Genomic DNA, 17,464 nt, shown 5'->3' with positions numbered 1-17,464 from the left:
AAGCCACCTTGTTTGACCGCGGTGGCTTTATGTCTCTTAGGTTTTGGAATCATCTAAACTATTGACCAATCTGTGCTAGCTGGACACCTCCCTTTGTCGATTGGACTCGGAAAGGGTCCACGTTTTCAAGAATCACATCTGTTTTAGCTTTGAAGAAGATGTCCACCATGAGGCGGAACTGCGCCGTTTGGCCGTCTTTGTTTTTTCCTGTCACCAGACGAGTTAGAATTTCATCTTCAGAAACACCTTCTGTTTGTTCCGCGGAAGCCAGAACCTCACCCGGTTCGAGCATCAGGAACGGAGCGCGCAACTCGGTGCTGTTACCGTATTTGTCCTTTTCGTTTGCATAGACCACGTGGCAGGCATTGATCGCAGCAACACGCGCGTCAGCCAGAGCAATCACTTCGGAATCATCGGCGATGCCGTTGCGGTTCTTATCCACCCATACTTTAATCTTTTGACTGTACAGTTCACCATCCCAAGGTCCCAGATAGTGTTTCTTGGGGTCTTCAGATTGACAGTCCTTGCCAGCCAAGGCGATCAGGGTTTCAAAGCCATTGGCAAAAGTTTTTTCCTCATCTCCGACCTTCACTTTCATTTCCGAGCCAAAAAGATTTTTTGCACTGGTGATGCTGCCATCGGCATTGGGAACAACCAGGAAACCATCTTCGATTTCTCTTTTGAACAAGGTTTTATTCACTGAGTTTTCAGACTCTTTGGTAACTAATTTGCCACCCAGCCAGGCGGTCATGTGGCTGACTTTTTGACCTCCATCCAAGTCGTTGTCGCTGCCGTCCACTTTCAGGTTTGCCAGATTGAAGAAGGTGCCACCCTCCACACTGGAGGTTTGTACGTTTTTCTCACCCAGATCCAGAACCAGTGGGGTGTACTTCGTTGACATGGCGGTACCGTCCACTCCGGAATGAACCATCCATTGAATCAGTTGTGGGACCGCCTCATAGGCGGAATAACACAGATCTCCGGTATTGCAGGAGCCCATTGTGACTGTGGTGCCACTCCCTGTTTTTACGGATCTTTGGGTGGAAAGAACTTCGGTGATGAAATCTCGTTGCGACCATACGGTGCGCAGGTCAAAGATCTGTTTGAAGGTCAAAGTCACTTCATCACCACGAGTCAGACCTTTACTGAGTTTAACGAACTCCGGAGTCAGGATATTAAAGGCTTTTTGATTGGTGTCGTTGATGTTTTCACGCAAGTCCGCCAAATAAAGGTTCACGATATTCGGAGAACCGTCACCCAGCTTTTTGAAAAGACGGGGACTGCCGGAATTCACGTCATCCGCATAGGATTCTCCATAGTACAAGTTGCGCAGGGAGTGGTTTTGCAGGGCGACCGCATCAGGAATGGCCTGACTTTGATCACCGAAAACAGTCACAGCCCCGGTGTTTTCAACACTGGCAATGGCGCGAACCGTACTGAAGAAGCATTTTGAACCTGTGATGAACTGACTGCGAGCGGTCATGTGATCCACCAGATAGTGGAAGTGATTGGTGATTGCCGCTTTAGGTGTGCAGTTCGTGGACCATTTACAGGCATCCGTGTCTTTCTTGGCCGCGCCCACATAAATAGGTGTCACACCCTCAGTGTCTTTTCTGAGGATGGATCTTTGATGAGACCAGTGAGCAATCGTATCCACGGCACTGCCTGCGGAAACCGAGAAGCGCACCGGGATCAAAGACGTATCTTCTTTGGCCGCCTGAAGAGCCGCCTGGCGTTCCTCTTCATAGCGGTCGGAACCGTCAGGACGGATGCGCTCGCAATTGGAAACAGGCTTGCCGTTCACGGAATCATCCGTCGCCAGATTCGGCGTCATGGAGTCGTCACCATCGGCAACGTCTGTCATGTGTTTGTACGGATTAAAAGGATCCACTTTGGGAACTTCAGGAATTTCCACTTCTGGAATCACTGGAGTGGTGCCAAAGGCATTGTCAGATAAAGAGCTTTGTTCAAGGGCTGAGGGGGCGAAACGTACTGGTTGGCTGCAACCGACGACAGCCTCAACAAGAGCTCCACACAGAACCAATTTTGAAAATTGAGTTAGTTTATTCACAGTATCCCCCCGGATCGTAAATAACAGAAAATACAACTGGAATGGAATGAAGAGGCTATTCAGCGTCGCGAATGGACTTGACCTCAACCTCGTCCTCATTAAGGAACGGATTGTATTTGACCGGATTGCGCTTGCTATCCACGACAGTGATCACGTCACCTTTAAAGCTCGCTCCACCGGTGGAGCTGACATTTCGTGCGATAGTTGCATTAAGGCTTTTGGCTGCGGCGTTGCCTTCATCGATCATCTGATTGAATGTGCCTGTTGAAATGGCGTCTTTGGCCATGGCATATTCTGGAACCGCGGCTGCTACAAACAATATGGTCCACAAAATCTTTCTCATCGTTCCCCCCTAAGGAAGTCACAAAGCAACGGTTGGGCCAGCACCTAAGCTGCTGAAATCTTACAAATCTGTATGTCGAGGAAATTCAGACAAAAGTTTTCCATGTTTTGTGTGAGTGCTTGTTTTCAGGTGAGATTTTTCGGAATCGGAAAATGTTTGAACATGTGCTGAATCTGTACAGTTGTGATCCGATGCAAATCGACTGTCTAATATATTTTAGACAGTGCTTAAGGACTTTCCGTTTATAAGCAACCTATTGCAATAGGGGTGGCAAGGAGCATGCAAAGGGATCTATCTACGATATCCGGGGGGATGTATGAAGTTGAAAGTAGTGTTGTTGTGTCTGCTACTATTGAATGTTGTGTCTTGCGCCAGTGCGCCGTCTTTATTGTCCTCCAAGAAAGATCCCACAAAGAATATCTATATAACGGAAGCTTTTATCTATCCTGAATTCCGCCAGATGGCTGCGGCGGAGTCTGTGGTTGAAAAAGAAGACGCCGCTGTTGTTGCGGCGGTTTCCTCAAGCTCTCGTGCTCCGGCGAGTAAGCACTAGGCAGCGTCTTTGATTTTCACTTTGTCTGCGGCTTCAGCTTCATAGTCGGAATATGGGGTGCTAACATCGACCATGCTTCCGTCTTCAGCTCTGTAGCCGCGGACTTTGAACATCTTCAGGGCTTCGGAACGCCCTTTCACTTCGGCGGCTCCGGCCAGTTCGGTTTTAAAATCCTCACCAATTTTTTCGATCACGGTGTCCGAGATCAGCAGATCTGCACCGAAAGCTTTGGTCGAAGCTTCAATACGGGAAGCTGTATTGACGGTGTTTCCGATGACAGTGTACTCCATGCGCTCATCTGAACCGATCGTGCCCGAAATTGCTTTTCCGGCGTGCAAACCCATACCGATATTGATCGGCGGGTGGTTGCGGGCAATACGGCGTTCATTCAGTTGTTCCAAAGCGCGTCTCATTTCAAGGCAGGCGCGAACCGCCTGATGAGCATCGCGGTCCGAACTCTTCGGTGCCCCCCAGACCGCCATGATCGCATCCCCGATAAATTTATCGACGACCCCACCGTGGCTGTTGATGATTTTAACCATCACGCCAAAGTATTCATTCAGCATTTCCACGACCTCTTCCGGAGATCGCTTTTCTGAAAACGCCGTGAAGCCGCGGATGTCCGAGAAGAAGACCACGACCTCTTTGGTCTGGCCACCAACCCCGATGTCCTTGTTGATCAAGTCTTCAGCGACAGAAGATCCGTGGAATTTCGAGAAAAGGCTTTTCACTTTGTCGCGCTCTTTTAATCCCTCGGTCATTTGATCGAAGGCCTCTGCCAGATCGCCCACTTCGTCGTGGGATCTGACGGCCGCGCGGGCTTTGACGTTGAAGTTTCCTTTTGAAACCAGGTTGATCATCTCCGCCAACTTTTCAATAGGGGAGGTCAGTGTCATCGAAAACAGGAAGATAAAGAAGATCGCCATGGAAATGGCGGAACCGGCCACAAAGATCGCCCGGCGTTTCACTTCGTTGGAAACTTCAAGAATTGTTTCTTCTGAAGTTTGTGAAATCACGGTTGCGCCGTACGAAGTCTTAACTGAAGCTCCGAAATAATCTTTGTCATTGTCAGGATTCAGAAACTTAGTCTGGAACTGCGGGGATTTTTGTGTCAAAGCCTTTTGCACAATAGGGTATTTCCCCATGTTCAGGCGGGCCATGGCTTTTTGTTCATCTTTGTGAGCCAGAAGCTCCCCGTTGCGATCAATCAGGTATTGAGTGCGCTCGGACGGATCGGTGAATGGCTTTTCGAACGGAGCCAGCGTCACATCCGCCAGGGCAATGTGCGTGATTTTCCCCTGTTCATCGCGGATCAGGGGAATGCCGATGGTGATCATCGCCGGGGCCTTGGGATAAGAGGCATTTTTGATTTCAATGCTTCCCTGAGCTACCGAGCGAATCGGAAACTTCTGCCAGGAGCGCAGGTGAGTGATATAAACCGGTGTCAGACCATACGGTTTAAGCACATCCTCTTTGACTTTACGGGCTACGGTTTCCACCGCCGGGCCATCAAGTTTCAGGACTTCCAGGGCAATAAAGTTTTTATCTTTAGTAAAGTTGAAATCAAAATCATCACCGGCCTCCGTTTGCGAAGCGGCACCCTTTGTCAGCAAAGAAGCTGTCGTGCGGGTCTTATCGACCAGACTTGCCACGATATTTTCAATTTCCTTGGCTTTGGCGGCTGCGGATTCAAGGTTGGCGATATCCACCTGTTCGGCGGCTTTCTTCTCGAAATAGGAAGAGGAGATCCAGGTGATCGTGCCTGTGGCCGCCACCAGAATCAGGATGGTGACCGTGATGAGTTTTGTAGAAATGGGTATTCTCATAATTCTCTCCTGATCACTAGAAGCTCCACTCGGCAAAAACGTTCAGATAATTTCCGACGATGGTGGATTCATTCACGTCCCCATCGCTGGCGAAGCTGCCAGTTCCTGTGGCGGCCTTGTAAGACATTTTATCTTCACGGCGGGCGTAACCGATCAACCCCGTAAAGCGCGGAGTAAAGCGGTAACTTCCCAGGAATCCAAACTGTGTGGACATCTTCGGTTCCATGGGTTCGCCGTTGGGGGTGCTGATCTTCATCAGTGACAGATAAAGATGGGCATTGACCTGAACTCCCAATTTGGGCGTCAAAGAGTACCAGTATTCCGCTCCGAAATGCGGCCCGGCCGAGCTGATTTTTAAGTCCGACGATTGACCCGAGAATGGATCACCGACAGTTTCAGGCAGCTCTTTATAGTAAGGCCCGGCTTGGAAGCGCACTTCCCCGCGATCGCCCACGGCCTTGCGATAGACGGCATTGGCTTCGGCGGAAGCAAAGGTTTGAGTCTTGCCGTTGAAGGTGAATCCGCTTAAGTCCAGGATTCCCAGGAACCCCCAAGGGGTTGTTGGGCTGAACCAGCCAATTCCCAGGCGTCCCGTGCCGCCCAGAGCTTTGTATGCCACGGAAGAATTCTTTTCCGGATTGATCCCTTGGTATTGCATTTCGGTGATCAGATAGCTAGCCACGGCATACCATCCGGTAACCCGCTCAATGGATTTTCTGACCAGTGTTGTGTATTCTGCGGCTGGAGAGCGATCTCCATGGCGCACAGAGAACGACTGTTTCGCCAGTTTGGATGAAGGTCGCAAATCTGATTTGGCGCGAATACCGATCTGATATTGTCCGCCAGGCCAGCTTTCATCAAAGGGCAGGGTGTCCTGCTGATAGTTTTCAAGGACCTTCATCTTTTCCCATTTGCGGGCTGTCTTGTTGAATTTCAAAATATAGATATCAAAGCCGGTGACGTAGTCGGGCTTGGACCATTTCAGTTCGCGAACGAAATCGGTTTCGGGCTTATCAATACGAGGGTTTTCAACAGGTTTCCCCATGACCGTGAATTGTCCCACGGCAGTGGCATCGCTGACGATGCCTTCAGCATTGGAAGAGGAAACCTTCCAGGTATAGTGGGAAGCCACGGGAATCGTTGCCTTAAAGGAAGGTTCTTTCAAAGTTTCCGAGATCTGAGTTTTGCCGTCTTCAGAGATCAGCGTGAATTGATACTGATCCGCCCCGCCAACAGGTTCCCACTTGAAGTTCACAGTGGTCTTGTCGTTTTCCTGCGTGGGCAGTTGCAGGCGGGAGCCCGGGAATTTCAGCACGGCGGTTTCCAGGCCCACATTGAATTCGCTTTCCTCGCTCCATTTCCCAGGAACTCCGCGATAGTCACGTGAACGCAGTTTCATCATGTACTTGCCAGGGGTCAGGCGGCCGTTCCAGGCGGCTTCGGTCACTTTAAAGGTGAAGGTCTTGGCCTCTTCCCCTTTGGCTTTGACCTGTTTTAATTCGATCTCATAAGACTTGGCGTTTTCAATTGCTTCCCACTCGAAGTTCACGAGTCGGCGATAGGGCGCCGCCCAGACCAGTGAGGTCCAGAAAGAGATTAGCAAAAGAAGGAACGCACTAGTTAACTTCATCAATTAACCTTGATCTTCTTTAAAGTAGGGGCCTTGATATTAGAAGTATCCGGCACCAAAAGTTTGCGGGCAGGCAGAACTTCGCTGCTTCGGCCATAAGTGTCCACGGCAGAGACTTCGACCTCATATTCACCCGGCAGAAGATTTTTTAGCGAAGTGGAGTTCTGTGCATATTTACTGCGCTTAAGTTCCTTGCCGTTTTTTCTGATGGTCAGCCAATATTCCTTGGCACCTTCCACTTGGCTCCAGATCAACTGACTGCGACCATCGTTCGAGGCTTGCAGCACACCTTCGGCAGGTGTGAATACAGGGGCTTGTAAAAGTGGCAATGGGCTGACGGTCAAGACCTGTGAGCTTGCCGCCCCCAGAACTTTTCCGTCCTCGGAAAGAGCTTCGATGGAAGCGATATAGCGGCCGGGTTTGTGCACCGGAGCAGTCAACTTAGTGTCTTTGACGTTCATACTCTGGGCGGACTCGGGGGCGTCATTTTCGCCACGGTATTTAACTCTCCAGGATGCCACCTGATCCGGCCGGTCCCCTTTCCAGGAAAGACCCAGTTGAGGCTGTTCAACATAGTACTGCACCAGATCCTTTTCTGGGATGGTGAAATCCACGACTACTGGGATCGGCGCTTTCTTGGCGTTGAACTCTGCCAACGAACCGACTGTGAATTTTTGCACTTTGCCCAGAACTGGTTTTTCCGTATCAACAAAATATGAAGTCATGCGCCAGAAGTAGGTTCCGCTTTTCAGGCCGGGCAGGGTGAAGTTATCTTCTTTGGTAAGCGTCCGGGTTGCCACTTTGCGGGTCATTTGTTCATCGGACCAGACTTCTAAAGTCACCTGTCTTGTATCATCACCTTTTTGCCATTTGAAATTCATATCATAAGGAACTTGGGGAGCCTGAATTTCTGCATCTGCAGTCGGGAACGTCACTGTCGGAGCATAGCGCGCCAGCACCTCGGTCTTGTAAACGGGGCTTTCACCCGCGACGGAGCCCTGAGGTGTGGTGGCGACAAGTTTCCAGTAGTGACGGCCAAACGGCAAAGCGGCCTGGAGCTGACTGGCATTCAAGCTGGCCTTTTTGATTTCTTTAAGTTGCTTACGACTTGGGCCCACCCACAAGGATACTTGCGTGTTAGGCGGGAAGCCGCGCCATTGGAAAGAGACTGGATCAGGGCTTTCTGCATTCATCGCCACAGGTTTTTGCGGCGATGGAGACAGGATCTGCACTTCTTCACGAGTGGTCAAATCCTGCGTCTGACCATTACTGTCTTTGATGGAAGCTTTACCCTCGAGGACCTGAACATCCACGGCGTTTCCACGGCCTTTTGAAAGGGAGGCGGATGCCTGGGACAGATCGACCTTACCATTGGCGGAATTTAATACCAGTCCCGGGGCATTGCTGTCGCCCGCACCGGCTTTGGCATTAACGAACAAGCTACCTTCCATCAGATCCAGAGCGATTTCGCCTTCGGATTTTTTAATGACGATCAGAGATTCCGGCTCCAGATCCAGATAGCGATCCGAGTCGACAAACTGAATACGCACTTCGCCGCGTTCACCGGTGCGAATGGCTTCGCCGTTATATAATGGCTCGCCTGTGTTGACGAGTTGCCACAACAGACGCGATGCCGGGCGACGCTGAATGTCTTCAACAATTTTTCCGACGTAAGCCAGCGGTTTTTCATTGGATTGAGAGGCGCGATTGCTGTCCGTGGATTGATACCAAAACCACGTTCCTGCAAACACGGAAGACGAGCTTAAAGCGGCGATAAGCAGACGTTTCCATTGTTTTTTCATCGATTCCTCCTCAATCTTCTTTCGGAGAAAAAGTCTCATTATTAAATGGCGCTTAAGTCCAGGTCCGCCCCGTTCGGGTGATAAATTATGGAATACGAGGGAAAAACCTTTGTAAGGACTCTGGCAGATGGTCTAGTCTTGGCTTATGGATACCAAGAAGAATTATATCACCCCTGAAGGTCTGGCGAAGTTAAAAGCCGAGTATCACGAACTGATGCATGTGGAGCGTCCGAAGTTGGTGGAAGTGGTGGCCTGGGCCGCCAGCAATGGCGACCGCTCGGAAAACGCAGACTATCAGTACGGCAAGCGTCGCTTGCGCGAAATCGATCGTCGTGTGCACTTTCTGACAAAAAGAATCGAAGATGCCGAACTTGTTGATCCAAAACTGATGAAGGGCAGCACTGTCCTTTTTAGTGCAACTGTGACCTTGGTAAATGAAGATGGCGACGAAGTTGTTTATCAGATCGTCGGTGAAGATGAGTTTGATCCAAAGCAAGGCAAGATTTCCTGGAAGTCTCCTGTGGCGCGAGCATTGTTGGGCAAGAAAGAGGGCGACGAAGTCCGCATTGTCAAACCGGCTGGGGAAGAGTTTGTCACCATCGACAAGGTCGAGTTTCGTTAGCCTTTTGTTTGCGAGCTGACAGCTCTTGCTGTCAGAGAGAGCTACAAAGTTTTTACATCCGTGGGCAGACATGATGTACTGGTCGAAGAATCTTGTTTGCAGCGAGGTGAGCGGGTGCCATGTGCGTGGAAGGTCCTTTTAATAGGGTTCACATTTCTGGCTTCTTTTGCCCGTGCAGAAGTTCTGAAGCTTCTGGCGGAGGACGGCTTTCCTCCGTACAGCTCTGGACAAGCTAATAATGTCGAAGGCTTGTCGGTCGATATTGTTCGCAGTGTGTTTCGCACTCAGCATATCGAAGTTAAATTTGAGGCGGTGCCATTTTCGCGCTGTATGGCGAAGGTGCAGGCTGGAACAGAACTGGGATGTTTCAGCACCACTTATGACCCGACCATGTTGAATGTTCTGATTTTCCCCGACTATCCCTTGCTCATTACCAGTGCCATTGCCATCGCTCATAAAGACAGTACAGAAGGCAAGGTGGATGAGGTCAATGATCTGGAAGGGAAAAAGGTGGCTGTCACCAATGGCTTTTCCTATGGACCCGAGTTCGACTATCACCCTAAAATCGAAAAGCAGTTTGTCAGTTCAGACTCGAATGTCTTAAAGCTTGTGGCCGGCAAACGAGTTTCGCATGGCGTGGTGAATTTTTTGACCTATTACTATCTGCTGGGAAAACAGACCGAGATAGTGAAGAAGAACTTAAAAGTCCTGGGGCCGATAGGAACCGGTGGCCTTTATCTGATGATCAGTAAGCAGCATCCTCTGGGAGAGCAGACGGCACGTAAATTTGACGCCGGCATGGACAGTCTGATTCGTTCTGGAGAGTACGAAGGCCTGCTGAAGAAGTGGGGCGAGAAATTCAAACTCTCTCTAAACGACATTCGCTACATGTCAGCGACCAACAAAGACCCTCTTCGAGTGCCAAAGAAAGAGAAGTGAGCCTTTTTCTTTTATGGTGTTAGGGGTCTGTTAGCAGTAAATTTTACAGAGAATGTAAGACTCTTTTTGATTGTCAGATGTCCTCCTTTGAAGCAGACTTCGTCCCCGTGGTGGGGTGCTTCAATCATGAAGGGGGATGTGATGAAGTCTTGGGTTCGCGTTGCGATCTATGTTTGTGCGTTTGCGGTTGTTGTCTTTTCTCAAATGGAGTCTGCTGAGGCGGCTCGATTCAAGCAATATCAGGAAAATGATTTAATCAGTGACGATCGCGATTTGGTGGAGGCTGTCAACAACCGCCGCCGCGAGGACTTTGTTGAGGGCGCCGATATGGTGGTGACCAAAATTCTGCCCGACGACAATAGTGGTCTTGAACATCAAAAATGGACTGTGCGTCTTTCTAATGGCGAGACCATGCAGGCGGTGTATAATTTGGATATGTGCCCTCGCGTCCCGCTGAAAGTGGGTGATCGAGTTGCGATGGGTGGTCAGTTTATCTGGACCAACAAAGGCGGCCTGCTGCACTGGCTGCATCACGATCCGCGCGGCAGAAGACCGGACGGATATGTTTACGTGAACGGAACCTTCTATTGTAAGGAGTAACTTTGCGACGTCTTGATCTGATTCCATGCTCTGCGCCTTTTTGGGCCGACAGCGGTCATGGTCAGACTTTGTGGGCGCACTTCCTTAAATCCATAGAACTTTCTGATTTTGGTAAAAAGTTTCAAGTCGATCTTCCAGACGGGGATCGGCTTTTTTGTTCCTATCTGCCGGGTTCATCACCCCTCGTGGTCAGTCTTTTTCACGGTTTGTCTGGCGATATTTCCTCTGATTACATGCAAAGAACAGCTTTGATTTGCCAAAAGCTGGGACATACCGTGGTCCTGGTCAATCACCGAGGGGCCGGCGAAGGGGCACCCTATGCGCGACGTCCTTATCACTCCGGCAGTGCTGAAGATGTGTCGCTCGTCTTAAGTCATTTGCGTCGGATGTTCCCGAACCATAAGCATGTTTCAGTGGGCTACTCCTTAAGTGGCAATATCATGTTGTGTTTGTTGGGGGGATTCGCCGGAAGAGAAAAGCCCGATGGAGCGATCACGGTCAATGCGCCGTTAAATCTTAAAAGTGGATCTCTGCTGCTTAAGTCAGGGCTGAACAGGCTTTATGATCTGCGTTTTGTGTCCCGTTTGCGCAAACTGGTGGATGAAAAGTACAAGATGGGGCTGATCTCGGAGCGCTATGAAATTCCGCCTTGGGCCACGTTGTGGGACATGGATCAGATCTACACGGCTCCGGCATCGGGTTTTTCCAGTCGTGAAGACTATTATCAGCGTTGTTCATCAATCAATTATGTCAGCAATATTGACGTCCCGACGTATTCATTGACGGCGGGGGACGACCCCTTTGTTTCCGTTCATGACTATTTTCAAGCGCCCTTTTCCAAGTATGTACAGCTTCATATTGAAAAGCGTGGCGGGCACATGGGGTATCTGCATCAGGGGGCATTGCCAGTCGGTGGAAATCGCTGGCTGGACTATTATCTTTACGAAGCCCTGTGTGGCCTAGAGCAAACACTCTTTGAAAAGACTCCAGCGAGTGCCCCATAGGGAATAACCTGGTGCTGTCTGACCAGAATCAAGGACCGACAGTTGTTCCACCTGCAAAGGCTGCTGCCGCAGGGCTCGCAAGACAGACGGTGCCAAATACCAGCCTTGTATCTTTTGCTTTTTCATATGCACCGTCAGTTTTTTAAGTGCGTCCTGCTTGATCATGAGGACATCACTGAGTGGGTCCGCGGGCACGGGTCCGAACTTTTCCTTTAGAATTCCGTTGAAAAGATGTTCATTCTTCTGGCGTGTATTTTCTGTCTTTAAAAAAGAACTGTTCTTCTGTGCGTAGCGATTGCCCCAGTACAGGTCTATTTTTTCTTCACTCATCAAATGTTGCAACAAACGGAAGAGATCACCCAGGGGAGTGCTCATTTCCACGGATGAAATTGTCAGGAAGTGACCTTGAGCAGCCTGCAGTCCTTGCCACAGGCTGGCAGCGCGGCCCAGATGTTTTTCATTCCGTATCACCTTCACAGCTTTGGGTGGATCTGAAACCACGACACCTTTTTCTGTCATCAGGATGACTTCGTAGGGAAGTGGAAACTTGGCAAAGAAGGTCTGCAAATCACGCAGACAGTCCGTCAGGTGTTTGTTTTCCTGATTCAAATATATCACCAATGACAAGAGCGGGGTTGACACAGCAGATTCCATCTTTACGATAGTTAGCAATGAAATCATCGAAGGTCACGAACTTCTCTGAAATGGCGCTGTGGGTGGGGCTTTTACTGCTGGCAATTCTCAGTCGCTTTCTGTTGCTGACAAACAAGCCTATTCATTTTGATGAAGGTATCAATGGCTGGTTCGTCATGCAGATGTCCAAGTTGGGGTTTTACCAATATGATCCCAATAATTATCACGGACCTCTTTACTTCTATGTTCTTCAGTTGTTCGAATCCCTTTGGGGGCGCAGTCTGGAAGTTCTTCGGGCTGTTCCGGCATTTTTCAGTGTTTTAAGTGTGATGGTCTTTTTTTACGGGGCGCTTTCGTCCCGGTTTGTGAACCGAAGCATGGCTATTTTACTGCTGATCAGTCCTGCGTTTATCTTCTTCGGTCGATCCGGTATTCACGAAATGCCCTTCGTGTTCTTTCAGCTCATCTTTGCATTTGGGATTTTGCGCTGGTTGCAGCAGCAAGATGGCAAAGCCCTGGGGCTTTTCTTGCTGGGTTTGTGGGGGATGGTGACTTTGAAGGAAACCTTCGTCGTCACATTGTTTGCCTGGGTTGTGGGGCTGGGTGCTTTGGGGCCCCGGGCATTGCGTGAACTGTTTTCAGTCAGGCGCATTTCGCAGGCGTGGAGTCGTTCGGTCACTGTGCTGTTTTTGGTTTTACTTTTGCTGTTCGTGCAGTTGTTCACCGGCTTTTTTAAGAATCCGTCGGGACTGGGGGACTTCTTTAAGGCGATTTTGCCATGGTTGAAAACGGGAGTGCATGGCCAGGGACACGAAAAAAGCTTCTGGTACTGGATCCAGGTGCTTTATGCGGCAGAGCCGCTCGTCTTGCTGGGGATGGCTTGTTCGTTCTGGGGTGTGTTTTCCCGCCAGAAGGCCTTGCGAGTTGTCAGTGTTTTTTCGCTGGTACAACTGTTGGTGTATTCGTTAATTCCCTATAAGACCGTATGGTGCGTGCTGTCGCTGGTGTGGGGTTTCTATTTTGTTCTGGCATTCACGGCGGAACAGATTTTCGCAGCCCGATCCCAAGGGCGTTGGCCTTTGCTGGCTGTGGGGGGACTCTTGGCTTTGCTAGGTTTCCGAAGCACTTATATTTCCGTTTATCAGGTGCCGATGGATTTGACACATCCCTATGTTTATGTGAATTCAAGTTACGAATTGGTAGAACTGGCCGATCGAATCACAGGCGTCTTGCGGGATCATCCGGAATTGCGTCAGGAAACTTTGCAATTCGGAATCAAGGAGCAATGGCCGTGGCCGTGGATTCTGCGGGATTCCAAAGGGGCCGCTTTTGAGCTTTGCAGTAAAAGAGTTTTGCCGGATGCCTTGGTGTATTTCTGCGAAAAAATCGACAGCGAGCCGCTGGAGCTGCTTTTAAATGAACCTTACTGGAAGATTGAGACAGTTTTCCGTCAGGGCAAGGAAGCCAGTGTCGTGTATTTGAAGAAGTCCGCTTTTGATATGAGCGATTACAAAGGAAGCCTGCAGGTTGTGGGCCCTTCAGAGGAGGATGCTCCGTGAAAAAAAGTTTGGTCTTGGCAAGTCTTTTGACGGGCTTGAATGTTTCAGCACATGTGCACAAGGTCGATGTAAATAAAGAACTTTCGGGCAAAGTGGTGGATTTGTATCGAGTGATGCCGGAAAAGAAGAAAGTTAAATTGTCGCCACTTTCTCAACTGAAGGATTACGAAATTCATCTGAAATGGGTGGAGTGTTCAAAACTGGCGCCTCAAGTGTTCAATGCTCGCAAGGAGCTGCGGGGTTGGGTGGCAACGACCTGGTTGCACTGTTTGGAAGGGGTGCAGAGCAAGCGCAAGGATTCGGCGTCTGTCGACAAGGCCTTAAGCACTCTGGAAGCGCACAAGGATTTGATGCAGGAAGGCCCTTGGTCCACCAATCTGGCGAAGTCTTATGTCAGTCTGAAGTTGATGTCGCTGGAAGATCAGGTCAGTCGCAAAGTTAAATCGGCGGCGGCAGGTATAGATGCTTTGTTGGGGGGCAGCTACTCTTTGAACAAAGAGCAAAAGTCCCGGGCATATCAGATGTTGGGCGATCTGGCGCTTGTGGATAATAATTATCCCGAAGCGCAGTTTTTCTATGAGCAGGCGCAGGATCAGCGGGATTCAAAATATCTTCAGGATAAACTGGATTTTATCAGTCGCACGAAAGTCACTGTGGTGACACCCGTGAAGCCTGCGGCGACCGTCACTGAGGTCAGCGGCGAGGAAGGCAAACTGGAAGAACGTGTGGCCTCAGCCCTGAAGCAGAATGATCCGATCTCGGCCCTGAAAGACGCTATACAAATTCTGAATGAATATCCCGGAAGTCGTGCCGCCCGTCGCATGAAGGACAAACCACTGGAGATCTACAATTCATTGTCAGAGCAGTTGGTTAAGGTCAAAGCGTTGAATGAAATGGAAGAGGCCGACACTCAACGGCTGATGGACTGGGCTCAGAGTCTGCATCGTCGTGCGGATTATACGGGCTCTCTGTCTTTGGCGATGAAGGCTTTGGATAAAAGCCCCACTGCGCCCAGCACGACCTCCGCGTTGTGGATAGCCGGGCGTTCTGCGCACTTTCTGGGGCAGTACGATCGTGCATTGGATCTTTATAAGAAACTTTTCACCCATCATCTGGGATCTGACGAAGCTGCAGAGGCTTTATTCCGTTCCGGTTTGATTTACTATAGAAAGAAGGAATTCACCAACGCGTCAGCCCTTCTGGAACGACTTCTTCAGCAGGGGCGCGAACGCTATGAACTGAACGGGCAGTACTGGTTGGTGCGTTCACTTCAAGGCAGCAAGTCAGATCGGGCGCAACAAGCGGCTGCGGATTTGATGGAGCGTTATCCGTTTTCCTATTACGGGCTGCGCCTGCGGGCGGAGTCTCAGGCGGGCAAACTGACCTGGCCTGAAAACAAAGATAAGGTTCCGGCGTTGACGAATGAATTCTATGTCGTGGGTTCGCAAAAGACGGCATGGCAGCGCTTTAAGTCCCTGTCAGCGGCAGGTTGGGTCGGCGAGGCGCAGGAAGAGTTGTCTTTTATGCCGTTCATGAAAGACGCGACATTGAAAGTGAATCTGGCGGAAAAAATGATGGAACGCCAGCAGTACGTCACGGCCATTCGCTGGATCAATGAGGCGATGGAAGCAGATCCTCGTCTGCGTCGCGAGCAATTTGTGAAGATCAGCTATCCGGAGGCTTTCTCGAGCTTGTATCAGGCTGAGGCAGAACGTTATGGCGTGGATGCAGTGTTGTTTAAGAGTCTGACTCGTCAGGAAAGTGCTTTTAATTTGAAAGCTGTTTCCACATCCAATGCTTTGGGGTTGATGCAGATGATTCCTCCCACCGCGCAGGAAGTGGCGCGCAAGCTGGGAATGAAGGTGGAGCTTCCTGACGATATGTTCCGCCCGGAGGTGAATATTCCGATGGGGTCGTTCTATATTTCCCAGATGTTGGACCAGTTCCAAGGAAGTGTGCCATTTGCTTTGGCGGCTTATAACGCAGGACCCTATCGCGTAAAATTGTGGATGGAAGCAAGAGCTGAGGTGAGCGAATTAGTTTCCAAGCCCAGCTCTGAACCCCTTGATGAGCTGTGGTTTGACGAGCTGCCGTGGACAGAGACGAGCTTCTACGTGAAGGCCATCTTGAGAAACGTCCTGCTCTATCGGCTGTCGGAGAAGGGAAATTACGCCCCAAATCCCGTCCTATGGCAGGATTTGCTGATTAAAAAGGCAAAATAAGGACGATGTTTTATTGAAAAAGTCCTCTGACTTTTGTAGCCTGAAACCTGCGTCGGAGGACTCATGAGGAGACTTTTAACATTGAGTTTGGTCCTGGCCTTTTTGGCAGGGTGTGCTCATAAGGATTTGGGCACAAAAGCTGGCAGACCAGCTACCAACAGTGAAGGGGATTTGAAGGACATTGGCTCGTTCCGCTTGTCTGACCCCGAAGGCCCCAAGGTGGTGGATCAGGAATTGGAATCCATCCCTACTGAAGTTAACCCCCTGGTAGAAAAATGGATTGCCTACTTCCAAGGTCGCGGTCGCCCGCACATGGAACGTTATCTGGCCAGATCCACTCGTTACGAAAAACTGATGAAAAAAGTTTTGCGTGACAACGGACTTCCTGAAGATCTTTTCTACATTGCCCTGATTGAATCCGGATTCAGTTCCCGTGCGACGTCTCATGCGTCTGCCGTGGGATACTGGCAGTTCATTCGTGGTACAGGCAAACGTTATGGCTTGGATATCAACGCCTTTGTGGATGAACGCCGTGACCCGGTATTCGCAACCCAAGCGGCCGCTGAATATTTCAAAGGCCTTTATAGCGTGTTCGGCTCCTGGTATCTGGCAATGGCTTCCTATAACGTGGGTGAAAACCGCGTGAAACGCGAAGTAATGAATCACTACACGCGCGATTTCTGGGAACTGGCTCGTAAGAAAAGACTTCCAGCTGAAACCATCAATTACGTGCCTAAGTTCATTGCCGCGAAAATGATCGGCAAAGACCCGGCGAAATATGGTTTCGACGATATCGATTATCTTCCACCCATTGAGTTCGATCACATCACAGTCAATCAACCGGTGAATCTGCGTATGATGGCTGAAAAGCTGAATCTGAACTATGAAGATTTCAAAGCTTTGAATCCGAAGTTCAAAGGGGAAGTGGCAATTCTTAAGGGCAGCGACCTGGTTCTGCGTGTGCCGCCGGGCACATCTAATGAAGCAAAAGTGGCTGCAACCGAAAGCTTTGTATCCAGTGTTCGTTTCGTTGCAGACTCTGGTGATACACAGACCTATCGCATTCGTCGCGGTGACACTCTGAGCACCGTGGCTCGTCGCTATCGCACAACAGTGGCTTACCTGCGTGATTTGAATGATCTGCCTCGTCGCAAACCTTTGAAAGTGGGTATGCGCATTCAGGTTCCGGACCGCACTCCAGTGAAGGATCGTCCAGCAACGCGCTCCATGGTGGCAAAGAAATCCACCTCTGAAGAGCCAAAGAACTCAGTGACCGTCAGCGCTGATGGTCGTTACTATATCGTTCAGTCCGGTGACTCTTTGTTCACGATTGCACGCAAATACTCCACCAGTGTTTCTGAATTGCAGCGCATGAACAACATCAAGCGTGGCCGTACTTTGAAGGTGGGCATGAAATTGAAAGTCCCAGTCCCAGGCAGTTCTTCCATTGCGAAGGCTTCTGTGGATGTGGCGAAGTCCAGCAAAGCTAAAGCCAAAGTTCACGTAGTTCGCCGCGGTGAGAATCTTTCCGTGATCGCTGCGAAGTACAATGTGGCTGTTTCGGATATTAAACAAAGAAACAATATCCGCAATCCGGCATCTTTGATGGTTGGAACACGTATTGTGATCCCCAATGAAGTGAATCAATAAATAGCCAAAA

General features: G+C 49.9%; 14 protein-coding genes. 8 read left to right on the top strand and 6 right to left on the bottom strand.

The features are described 5' to 3' along the window. Positions 1–58 precede the first annotated feature (58 nt). Positions 59–2,071, bottom strand: a complete 2,013-nt coding sequence (locus tag ACZ5ZV_RS14505) for an iron-regulated protein frpA (RefSeq protein ID WP_464117902.1) — start codon at positions 2,069–2,071, stop codon at positions 59–61. A 55-nt stretch (positions 2,072–2,126) separates the two neighbouring features. Beyond that, a complete protein-coding gene (locus tag ACZ5ZV_RS14500; RefSeq protein WP_464117901.1) occupies positions 2,127–2,414 on the bottom strand; it encodes a hypothetical protein in 288 nt (95 codons plus the stop codon). 316 nt (positions 2,415–2,730) lie between these two features. On the opposite strand from ACZ5ZV_RS14500, the gene ACZ5ZV_RS14495 reads away from it, so the two are divergent. Continuing rightward, a complete protein-coding gene (locus tag ACZ5ZV_RS14495) occupies positions 2,731–2,967 on the top strand; it encodes a hypothetical protein (RefSeq protein ID WP_464117900.1) in 237 nt (78 codons plus the stop codon). Here the strand turns inward: ACZ5ZV_RS14495 and ACZ5ZV_RS14490 are convergent. From ACZ5ZV_RS14490 to ACZ5ZV_RS14480, 3 genes are read right to left on the bottom strand one after another with little or no spacing between them, the layout of a single operon-like run. Then, positions 2,964–4,793: an adenylate/guanylate cyclase domain-containing protein gene (locus ACZ5ZV_RS14490; RefSeq protein ID WP_464117898.1), complete on the bottom strand. Its 1,830-nt coding sequence runs from the start codon at positions 4,791–4,793 to the stop codon at positions 2,964–2,966. The two genes, ACZ5ZV_RS14495 and ACZ5ZV_RS14490, sit on opposite strands and share 4 nt — an antisense overlap. Positions 4,794–4,809: 16 nt before the next feature. Continuing rightward, positions 4,810–6,423 (bottom strand): fibronectin type III domain-containing protein, encoded by a 1,614-nt coding sequence (locus ACZ5ZV_RS14485; RefSeq protein WP_464117896.1) that lies wholly within the window; start codon positions 6,421–6,423, stop codon positions 4,810–4,812. Beyond that, positions 6,423–8,225 carry a FecR family protein gene (locus ACZ5ZV_RS14480; RefSeq protein ID WP_464117894.1) on the bottom strand — a complete coding sequence of 601 codons (1,803 nt, stop codon included), beginning with the start codon at positions 8,223–8,225 and terminating at the stop codon, positions 6,423–6,425. Before ACZ5ZV_RS14480 ends, ACZ5ZV_RS14485 begins: the two co-directional genes overlap by 1 nt. 145 nt (positions 8,226–8,370) lie before the next feature. Between ACZ5ZV_RS14480 and greB the strand changes: the two genes are divergently transcribed. From greB to ACZ5ZV_RS14460, 4 genes are all read left to right on the top strand, one after another. Further along, complete coding sequence (gene greB, locus ACZ5ZV_RS14475; protein ID WP_464117892.1) at positions 8,371–8,847, top strand: transcription elongation factor GreB; 477 nt, start codon at positions 8,371–8,373, stop codon at positions 8,845–8,847. Between the two features lie 114 nt (positions 8,848–8,961). After that, entirely contained in the window at positions 8,962–9,786 is an 825-nt protein-coding gene (locus tag ACZ5ZV_RS14470; protein ID WP_464117890.1) for a substrate-binding periplasmic protein, read from the top strand. A 141-nt stretch (positions 9,787–9,927) separates the two neighbouring features. Continuing rightward, complete coding sequence (locus ACZ5ZV_RS14465; RefSeq protein WP_464117889.1) at positions 9,928–10,386, top strand: DUF3465 domain-containing protein; 459 nt, start codon at positions 9,928–9,930, stop codon at positions 10,384–10,386. A gap of 2 nt (positions 10,387–10,388) precedes the next feature. Beyond that, entirely contained in the window at positions 10,389–11,390 is a 1,002-nt protein-coding gene (locus tag ACZ5ZV_RS14460; RefSeq protein ID WP_464117887.1) for a YheT family hydrolase, read from the top strand. Here ACZ5ZV_RS14460 and ACZ5ZV_RS14455 read toward each other — a convergent pair. Continuing rightward, positions 11,346–12,071, bottom strand: a complete 726-nt coding sequence (locus ACZ5ZV_RS14455; RefSeq protein ID WP_464117885.1) for a hypothetical protein — start codon at positions 12,069–12,071, stop codon at positions 11,346–11,348. The two genes, ACZ5ZV_RS14460 and ACZ5ZV_RS14455, sit on opposite strands and share 45 nt — an antisense overlap. Here ACZ5ZV_RS14455 and ACZ5ZV_RS14450 point away from each other — a divergent pair. The 3 genes from ACZ5ZV_RS14450 (at position 12,062) to ACZ5ZV_RS14440 (ending at position 17,454) form a co-directional block, all read left to right on the top strand. Next, positions 12,062–13,582, top strand: a complete 1,521-nt coding sequence (locus ACZ5ZV_RS14450) for a flippase activity-associated protein Agl23 (RefSeq protein WP_464117884.1) — start codon at positions 12,062–12,064, stop codon at positions 13,580–13,582. The two genes, ACZ5ZV_RS14455 and ACZ5ZV_RS14450, sit on opposite strands and share 10 nt — an antisense overlap. Beyond that, a complete protein-coding gene (locus tag ACZ5ZV_RS14445) occupies positions 13,579–15,804 on the top strand; it encodes a lytic transglycosylase domain-containing protein (protein WP_464117882.1) in 2,226 nt (741 codons plus the stop codon). The genes ACZ5ZV_RS14450 and ACZ5ZV_RS14445 overlap by 4 nt, the downstream gene beginning before the upstream one ends. Positions 15,805–15,867: 63 nt before the next feature. Further along, positions 15,868–17,454 carry a LysM peptidoglycan-binding domain-containing protein gene (locus ACZ5ZV_RS14440; protein ID WP_464117880.1) on the top strand — a complete coding sequence of 529 codons (1,587 nt, stop codon included), beginning with the start codon at positions 15,868–15,870 and terminating at the stop codon, positions 17,452–17,454. Positions 17,455–17,464: the final 10 nt, after the last annotated feature.

Source organism: Bdellovibrio sp. HAGR004 (assembly GCF_055397015.1).
This window is presented reverse-complemented; position numbering and strand designations above follow the sequence as displayed.